At 70.1% G+C, this 7,608-nt stretch carries 6 protein-coding genes; 5 read left to right on the forward strand and 1 reads right to left on the reverse strand.

Annotated elements, in window-relative coordinates:
- Positions 1–1,181: 1,181 nt before the first annotated feature.
- A complete protein-coding gene (locus tag ETD85_RS58050; protein ID WP_240780100.1) occupies positions 1,182–2,108 on the reverse strand; it encodes a Fic family protein in 927 nt (308 codons plus the stop codon).
- 378 nt (positions 2,109–2,486) lie between these two features.
- Here ETD85_RS58050 and acs point away from each other — a divergent pair, with 378 nt between their 5' ends.
- The 5 genes from acs to ETD85_RS58070 form a co-directional block, all read left to right on the forward strand.
- Positions 2,487–4,460 (forward strand): acetate--CoA ligase, encoded by a 1,974-nt coding sequence (acs, locus tag ETD85_RS58055; RefSeq protein ID WP_138698373.1) that lies wholly within the window; start codon positions 2,487–2,489, stop codon positions 4,458–4,460.
- Positions 4,461–4,580: 120 nt separating this feature from the next.
- A complete protein-coding gene (nhaA, locus tag ETD85_RS58060; RefSeq protein ID WP_240780101.1) occupies positions 4,581–5,783 on the forward strand; it encodes a Na+/H+ antiporter NhaA in 1,203 nt (400 codons plus the stop codon).
- A 31-nt stretch (positions 5,784–5,814) separates the two neighbouring features.
- Positions 5,815–6,255 carry a phage holin family protein gene (locus ETD85_RS65275; RefSeq protein ID WP_206059552.1) on the forward strand — a complete coding sequence of 147 codons (441 nt, stop codon included), beginning with the start codon at positions 5,815–5,817 and terminating at the stop codon, positions 6,253–6,255.
- Positions 6,245–7,165 carry an alpha/beta fold hydrolase gene (locus ETD85_RS58065; protein WP_138698374.1) on the forward strand — a complete coding sequence of 307 codons (921 nt, stop codon included), beginning with the start codon at positions 6,245–6,247 and terminating at the stop codon, positions 7,163–7,165. Before ETD85_RS65275 ends, ETD85_RS58065 begins: the two co-directional genes overlap by 11 nt.
- Positions 7,162–7,608: DUF309 domain-containing protein (locus tag ETD85_RS58070; RefSeq protein WP_138698375.1), on the forward strand; the 447-nt coding region annotated here is incomplete at its 3' end. The genes ETD85_RS58065 and ETD85_RS58070, both read left to right, overlap by 4 nt.

The raw sequence follows: 7,608 nt of genomic DNA on the forward strand, positions 1-7,608 counted from the left end.
AGATGTATATAAGAGACAGGAGCTGTGCGGTCGGGGTCCGATGGCGGAGGCGCGCGCGACGGCTGGGTCCGATGGCGGGGGTACGCGCGCTGAGGCCCGGCGGGGACAACGTGACCGGGGCACGTGACGGGGCCACGTGACCGGGGCAGGTGACCGGGGCACGTGACGGGGCCACGTGACGGGGTCCGCGACGGGGGTCCGGCCGAGGAGGCGCGGGGCCAAGCGCCACGACGAGGCGCGGCCAAGGGGCTGGCAGAGGCAGTACGCGGCCAGCGTCCAAGGGAGTGCTGCGGTAGGTGACGATGCTGGCTCAGCGAGACCGCGCGCCGGTTGGCAACCCGCGGTGGGCTCGGCGAGACCCGACTGGGCTGGGACACGCGTGGTTCGGAAAGGCCCGACTGGGCTGGGCAGCTTCTGGTGGGCTGCGGAAGGGCCCGGCTGTGCTGGGGTAGCTCGTGGTCAATCCCGGGAGTCCCGCTGGAGACCATCGAGCGTTACGCGGTCGAGCGCCTCGAACAGGCGGGCCGGTGGTGGCCGCTTCCCCTGATCGCCCCGCCACGAGCCCGGCCCCCGGCCGAGTCAGGCGCGGGAAGACTGCGTTGGTGGGGAAAAGGGGCGACCCCCGCCGGGGGGGAGAGCGGGGGTCGCCTGATCGGTCCGGCTCCGGGGGGGTAGAGCCGGTCCCGTTTCAGAAGAAAGCTTTCATCACTTCACCGGAGCCTGGCAAGAGACTTGCAAACCTATCCCTTGCACCGTCGCTCCAGTTTCGGGCGATACCACCGTATGCTGCCCGATCGACTCGAGTTTCGTCGAGGAGCAATCTCGCATTTTCGCCAAGTTTTTTCGTGACCCGATAACGATCACATAAAGGTGATCACTCTCCGTGATCATCACAGGTTGGTAACCGAGTCGGCTGGGGTAGAACCGCCCAGAAGTTCCCAGTCGGGTCCACGCACGGGTAAAGGTCTTGCTCCGAGGGCTTCCCATCAGGGCGGATCCGTCGTAGAAAGGGGCTACGGACCACTTGTCCGGGTGCATCCACCAGGCACCCACGCGCGACCAGCCGCGGGAGGCGCGTCGTGACGGGCTTGACCCGCTCCGACGAATACAGGTGCACGCTTGGTAACCCGGTGTGATGCACCGGCGGACGGCGTCTCATGACTGGGACGCCGTCAGCTATGTCAGCCTCTTTGCATGGCCTCGCAGATGGCGGCCGTCTCTCGCACGCCAAGGGTTACCGCCGAGGCACACTGTTGTACCCACTGGGCCACGCCCTCCGGCGTCCCGCTCAGGTACGCCCGCAGGCCGTCCGCGTAGGGCAGCTCCAGGTGCCCCACCTCCACGGCCACCAGAGACTTCGGGTCCAGGCCGTACTCGACCAGCGTCAGGCGCTCGGCGACGCGGGCCACGATCCCGTCCGCCGTACCGAACGGGCGCAGCACGACCAGCTCCGCGTGAACCACGGCGGCCAGCACCAGCGCGGGGGCCTTCGTGGGCCGGGCCAGCAGGTCGAGCAGGCCGTCCATGCGGGCGGCGGCCTCCTTGGCGGTCGGGGCGGGGCCGAGGCCGAGCGGGTCAGGGGCCTCGTCGGCCGTGCGCGGGCGCCCCAGCGACAGCCCCAGTGACCTTGATGTCTCAGAGCCGGCGAGTGGGCGTTCCTCCGAGGTGGCCGTTCCCGGCGCGACCGTTCCCGACACGGCCGTCCCCGAGAGGGCTGCCCCGCTGTCCGGTCCCGGAGCGTCCGCGACGTCCGTACCCGAGCGATCCGGCGCAAGGCCGGCCGCCGCCACGCTGTGCAGCCGGGCGAGCACCTGCCGAGGAGCCTTCCGCCAGGTGGGCCCCATGCGCCCCATCTCCGCCGACGCGCGCAGCGCCCCCTGCACCAGCGGGTCATGGATCTCGTCCCGGCGCAGGGCGTCGAGCGGCACGTCCACGCCTTCGAGGGCGGCCGACGCGCGGGCGCCGCGCAGGGACGACTCCGTGGACACCGCGGGGCTGGCCCGGCGCAGGACGCGGTGCCGGTACAAGCGGTCGACGGCCTGGCGGGCCTCGTCCACCGCGTCAGGCACACCCGGGAACTGCGCGATGACGGCCAATGGGTCACTCACGGGTCCTGACCTTACCTGCGGGTATCCCCGAACACCCCACTGGTACGCCCCGCGCCGCGGTGACAGCGGGTGGGGAGCGTACGGTCACCGTCCGTAGGAAATAGGCCCGGAAATCGAGCGCCACAACGGGCCGGCGATCGGGCTGCGGCCCATCCGCGAGGGGGCCCATAAAGCTTCACCCACCCCGCCGTACTACTGTGATCGACTCATCACATATTCTCCTGATTTCGAGATGACAACATTTCAATAGCAATTGTCAGGCTGACTGATAAGCACCAACCGATCGGTACAGACCTGTCTAGACCTCTTGTGTGTGGAGGCCGTGAGCTGGTGAAGTGGGACACGACCTATCCAATCTGGCCATAGAAGGAGCACGAGGTGGCCCCGGAGACCCCTGGTAACGAGACCCAGGCGCTGTCGAACCTGCTGCAGGAGAACCGCCGGTTCGCACCGCCGGCCGACCTGGCGGCGGCCGCGAACGTGACCGCTGCCGCATATGACGAGGCCGCCGCCGACCGTCTCGCCTTCTGGGAGCGCGCCGCCGAGCGGCTGACCTGGGCCAAGCGGTGGGACAAGACGCTCGAATGGAACCCGCCCTTCGCCAAGTGGTTCGTCGGCGGCGAGCTCAACGTCGCCTACAACTGCGTCGACCGCCACGTCGAGGAAGGCCGCGGCGACAAGGTCGCCTACCACTGGGAGGGCGAGCCCGAGGGCGACACCCGCACCCTGACCTACAGCGACCTCAAGAGCGAGGTCAGCAAGGCCGCGAACGCCCTCCAAGAGCTCGGCGTCAGCAAGGGCGACCGCGTCGCCATCTACATGCCGATGATCCCCGAGCTGCCGATCGCGATGCTGGCCTGCGCCCGCATCGGGGCGGTGCACTCGGTGGTGTTCGGCGGGTTCTCGGCCAGCGCGCTGAAGAGCCGGATCGACGACGCCGACGCCAAGCTCGTGATCACCGCCGACGGCGGCTACCGCAGGGGCAACCCCTCTGCGCTCAAGCCCACCGTGGACGAGGCCGTCGCCGAGTGCCCGCAGGTCGAGCACGTCCTCGTCGTACGCCGCACCGGCCAGGACGTCGCCGTCGGCGAGAAGGACCTGTGGTGGCACGACGTCGTCGAGCGCCAGAGCGACCAGCACACCGCCGAGCCCCACGACGCCGAGGACCCGCTGTACATCCTCTACACCAGCGGCACCACCGGCAAGCCCAAGGGCATCCTGCACACGACCGGCGGATACCTCACCCAGACCGCCTGGACGCACGACGCGGTGTTCGACCTCAAGCCCGAGACCGACATCTACTGGTGCACGGCCGACATCGGCTGGGTGACCGGCCACTCCTACATCGTGTACGGCCCGCTCGCCAACGGCGCCACCAGCGTCATCTACGAGGGCACCCCGGACACCCCGCACCGCGGCCGGTTCTGGGAGATCGCGCAGAAGTACAAGATCACGATCCTCTACACCGCCCCGACGGCGATCCGGACGTTCATGAAGTGGGGTGACGACATCCCCGCCAAGTACGACATGTCCAGCCTGCGCATCCTCGGCTCGGTCGGCGAGCCGATCAACCCCGAGGCGTACGTCTGGTACCGCGAGCACATCGGCCACGACCGCTGCCCCGTCGTCGACACCTGGTGGCAGACCGAGACCGGCGCCATCATGATCAGCCCGTTGCCCGGCGTCACCGCGGGCAAGCCGGGCGCCGCGATGCGCCCGCTCCCGGGCATCAGCGCCGACGTGGTGGACGACCAGGGCAACAGCGTCCCCGACGGGGGCGGCGGCTTCCTCGTGGTCCGCGAGCCGTGGCCGTCGATGCTGCGCACGATCTGGGGCGACGACCAGCGCTACATCGACACCTACTGGAGCCGGTTCGAGGGGATGTACTTCCCCGGCGACGGCGCCAAGCGGGACGACGACGGCGACCTGTGGCTGCTCGGCCGCGTGGACGACGTCATGCTGATCTCCGGCCACAACATCTCCACCACGGAGGTGGAGAGCGCGCTGGTCAGCCACCCGAAGGTGGCCGAGGCGGCGGTCGTGGGCGCGACCGACCCGGTGACCGGCCAGGCCATCGTGTCGTTCGTGATCCTGCGCGGCAGCGTCGAAGAGAGCGCCGACATCGCTTCCGAGCTGCGCAACCACGTGGCCAAGACGCTCGGCCCGATCGCCAAGCCGCGTCAGATCCTGGTGGTGCCCGAGCTGCCCAAGACCCGCTCGGGCAAGATCATGCGCCGTCTCCTGCGCGACGTCGCGGAGAACCGCAGCATCGGCGACGTCACCACGCTGGCCGACAGCACGGTGATGAACCTGATCTCCGAGAAGCTGCCGTCGGCGAAGTCCGAGGACTAAGTCCCACTTTGTAGCCGCATGTCCCCTAAAGTGGGACATGCGGCTACAAAGGTAAGCTGCATCACAGGAGTGCCGGGAAGTCTGGTCGGCGAAAGACAGTGTCGACCCACAGGGAGTCCCGTGCGTTCCGAGAAGTGGCCGTTCCCAGCTCACACCCGCTATGCCCGCGCGCTCGCCGAAGCCCTGCGCACGGAGACCATCGGCGGCATCGTCATGCTGGTCGCCACGCTGGCCGCCCTGATCTGGGCGAACGCGTCCATGGACACCTACACCGGCCTGCGCGAGATCACGATCGGCCCGCTGGAGCTGTACAAGTGGGCCCAGAACGGCCTGCTGACCATCTTCTTCTTCGTCGCGGGGCTGGAGGTCAAGGAGGAGCTCGTCCACGGCGAGCTGGCGAACCTGCGCAAGGCCGCCCTCCCGATCATCGCCTCCCTGTCCGGGATGATCGTGCCGGCCCTCGTCTATCTCGCGGTGAGCTGGGGCGCGCGGGACGCCGCCCGTGGCTGGGCGATCCCGACGGCCACCGACATCGCCTTCGCGCTCGCCGTGCTGGCGGTGACGGCCAGCGCGATGCCGGTGGCGTTGCGCGCGTTCCTGCTGACCTGCGCGGTCGTGGACGACCTCGGCGCGATCACGATCATCGCGGTCTTCTACACCGACCACGTCAACGTGCTCATGCTGCTGCTCGGCGCGGCGCTGATCGCCGCGTACGGCGTGCTCCAGCGCCGGCACGTCACCACCCCCTGGCTGTACGTGCCGCTCGCCGTGGCCGCCTGGTACGCCGTCGAGGTCAGCGGCGTGCACGCGACCGTCGCGGGCGTGGCACTCGGCCTGCTGACCAGGGTGACGACGGCGCCGGACGAGCAGCGCTCCCCCGCCGAGGCGGCCGACCACTACGTACGCCCGATCTCGGCCGGCCTGGCCGTGCCCGTTTTCGCGTTCCTGTCGGCGGGGGTGAAGCTGGACGCGACGAGCCTCGGCGCTATGTTCTCCGATCGGGTAGTTCTGGGAGTGATAGCGGGACTCGTTCTTGGGAAGTTCATCGGCGTGTTCGGGGGTGCCTGGCTGTCCGTACGGCTCGGCCTGGCGAAACTGTCGGAGGAGCTTCAATGGCGGGACCTGGCTGCGGTGTCGTTGCTGGCCGGGATCGGGTTCACGGTGTCACTGCTGATCGGCGACCTGGCGTACGGTGACGACCGGCAGCGATCGGAAGCCGTCACCACCGGGATCCTCGCCGCCAGCCTCATCGCGTCGATCCTGGCGTCGGTGCTGCTGCACATACGGGTACGCAACCGGCGCAATGCGCTGGATGATGTTTGACACGGCCACCAGGCCTCGATAGGAGACGTTCATGCCGCAGACTCCCGAGGAAGAATCCCTGGGCTCGCTGGTCGCCCAGGCGAGCAGTCACATCTCGTCCCTGGTCCGCTCGGAGATCGAGCTGGCCAAGGCCGAGTTCAGGTTCGACGCCAAACGGGTCGGCATGGCCGGCGGGCTGTTCGCCGCCGCCGCCTTCATGGCGCACCTGTGCCTGATCCTCGCGTCGTTCACGATCGCGTACGCGCTGGCCCAGTGGCTGCCCAACTGGCTCGCCTTCCTCATCGTGACCGTGTTCTACCTGCTGGTCGCGGGTCTGCTGGTGTTCATCGGGATCCGGCGGCTCAAGGGGCTGGCCGGGATGAAGCGCACCGCTCGGTCGATCAAGGACCTCAAGGAGATCGCGACCCCCGACGAGCCGCCACTGCCCGTGCTCGACGCTGATCGCCAGCCGGTGACCCGCGATGGCGTCTGACGAGTCGGTCGTCCAGGTCGAGGGGCCGTGGACGCACCGAGCGGTGCACGCCGGCGGCACCCGCTTCCACGTCGTCGAGGCGGGAGAAGGGCCGCTGGTGCTGCTCCTGCACGGGTTCCCGCAGTTCTGGTGGACCTGGCGCAACCAGCTCGAGTCGCTGCCCGCCGCCGGATACCGGGCGGTCGCGGCCGACCTGCGCGGCTACGGCGGCAGCGACAAGCCGCCGCGCGGTTACGACCTGCCCACCCTGGCCGCCGACGCGGCCGGGCTGATCCGCGCTCTGGGCGAGACGGGGGCGATCGTGGTCGGGCACGACTGGGGCGGGCTGCTGGCCTGGACGATGGCCGTGCTCGACCCCAAGTCCGTGCGGCGGCTGGTCGCCGTGTCCGCGCCGCACCCGCTGCGGCTGCGCAACGCGCTGCTGACCGACCCGTTCGGGCAGCTCAGGGCGAGCGGCAGGGCCCTGGGCTTCCAGCTCCCGCTGCTGCCCGAGCGCCGGCTCACGCGCCACGGCGCGTCGCTGGTGGGCCGGCTGCTGGACGACTGGTCGGGACCCGGCTGGCCGGAGGAGGAGGTCGCGCGGACCTACCGCGAGGCGTTCACGATCCCCGCCGTGGCGCACTGCTCGCTGGAATATCATCGCTGGTTCGGCCGCTCCCAGCTGCGCCCCGACGGCCGGCGTTACGCCAGGGCCATGCGCACCGAGGTCGAGGCCCCCACCCTCCACCTGCACGGCGCGCTCGACCCGGCCATCCTCCCGCGTACGGCCCAAGGGTCCAGCCGCTACGTGGCGGCCCCCTACCGGTGGCGGCTGTTCGAAGGAGCCGGCCACTTCCCCCATGAGGAGATCCCCGACGTGTTCGACACCGAGCTGCTCGGCTGGCTGGCCGACCCGGAGCCCGACCGATGAGAGACCGCGACCCCGAGGGCAGGCCGCGCAACGCCAGGCCGCGCGACGCGTACGGCAGGCCGCTCCCCTACGGCGAGCCCGGCGTGGCCAGGGTCCCCGACGACTACGCGCCCACCACCGAGCAGGCGCTGGCCGACGGCCGCCGCTTCCTGCGGGAAGGGCTGCCGTTCAACGCGCACGAGGTGTTCGAGGGGCGCTGGAAATGCGCGCCGGAGGACGAGCGCGAGCTGTGGCAGGGGCTCGCGCAGATCTGCGTCGGGCTGACGCACCTCCAGCGCGGCAACGGGCGCGGGGCGCTGACCCTCTTCAGCCGGGGCGCGGCCAGGGCGCAGGCGTACGGCGGCGCGTACGACGCGGTGGGCAAGGCGGCCTCCGGGCTGAGCCAGGACAGCGACCCCGGCGAGGCCATCGACCTGATCGCGGCCCGTCTCCCCGACCCGCCC

It is taken from the genome of Nonomuraea zeae, from assembly GCF_005889725.1.
GTDB classification, from domain to species: Bacteria; Actinomycetota; Actinomycetes; order Streptosporangiales; family Streptosporangiaceae; genus Nonomuraea; species Nonomuraea zeae.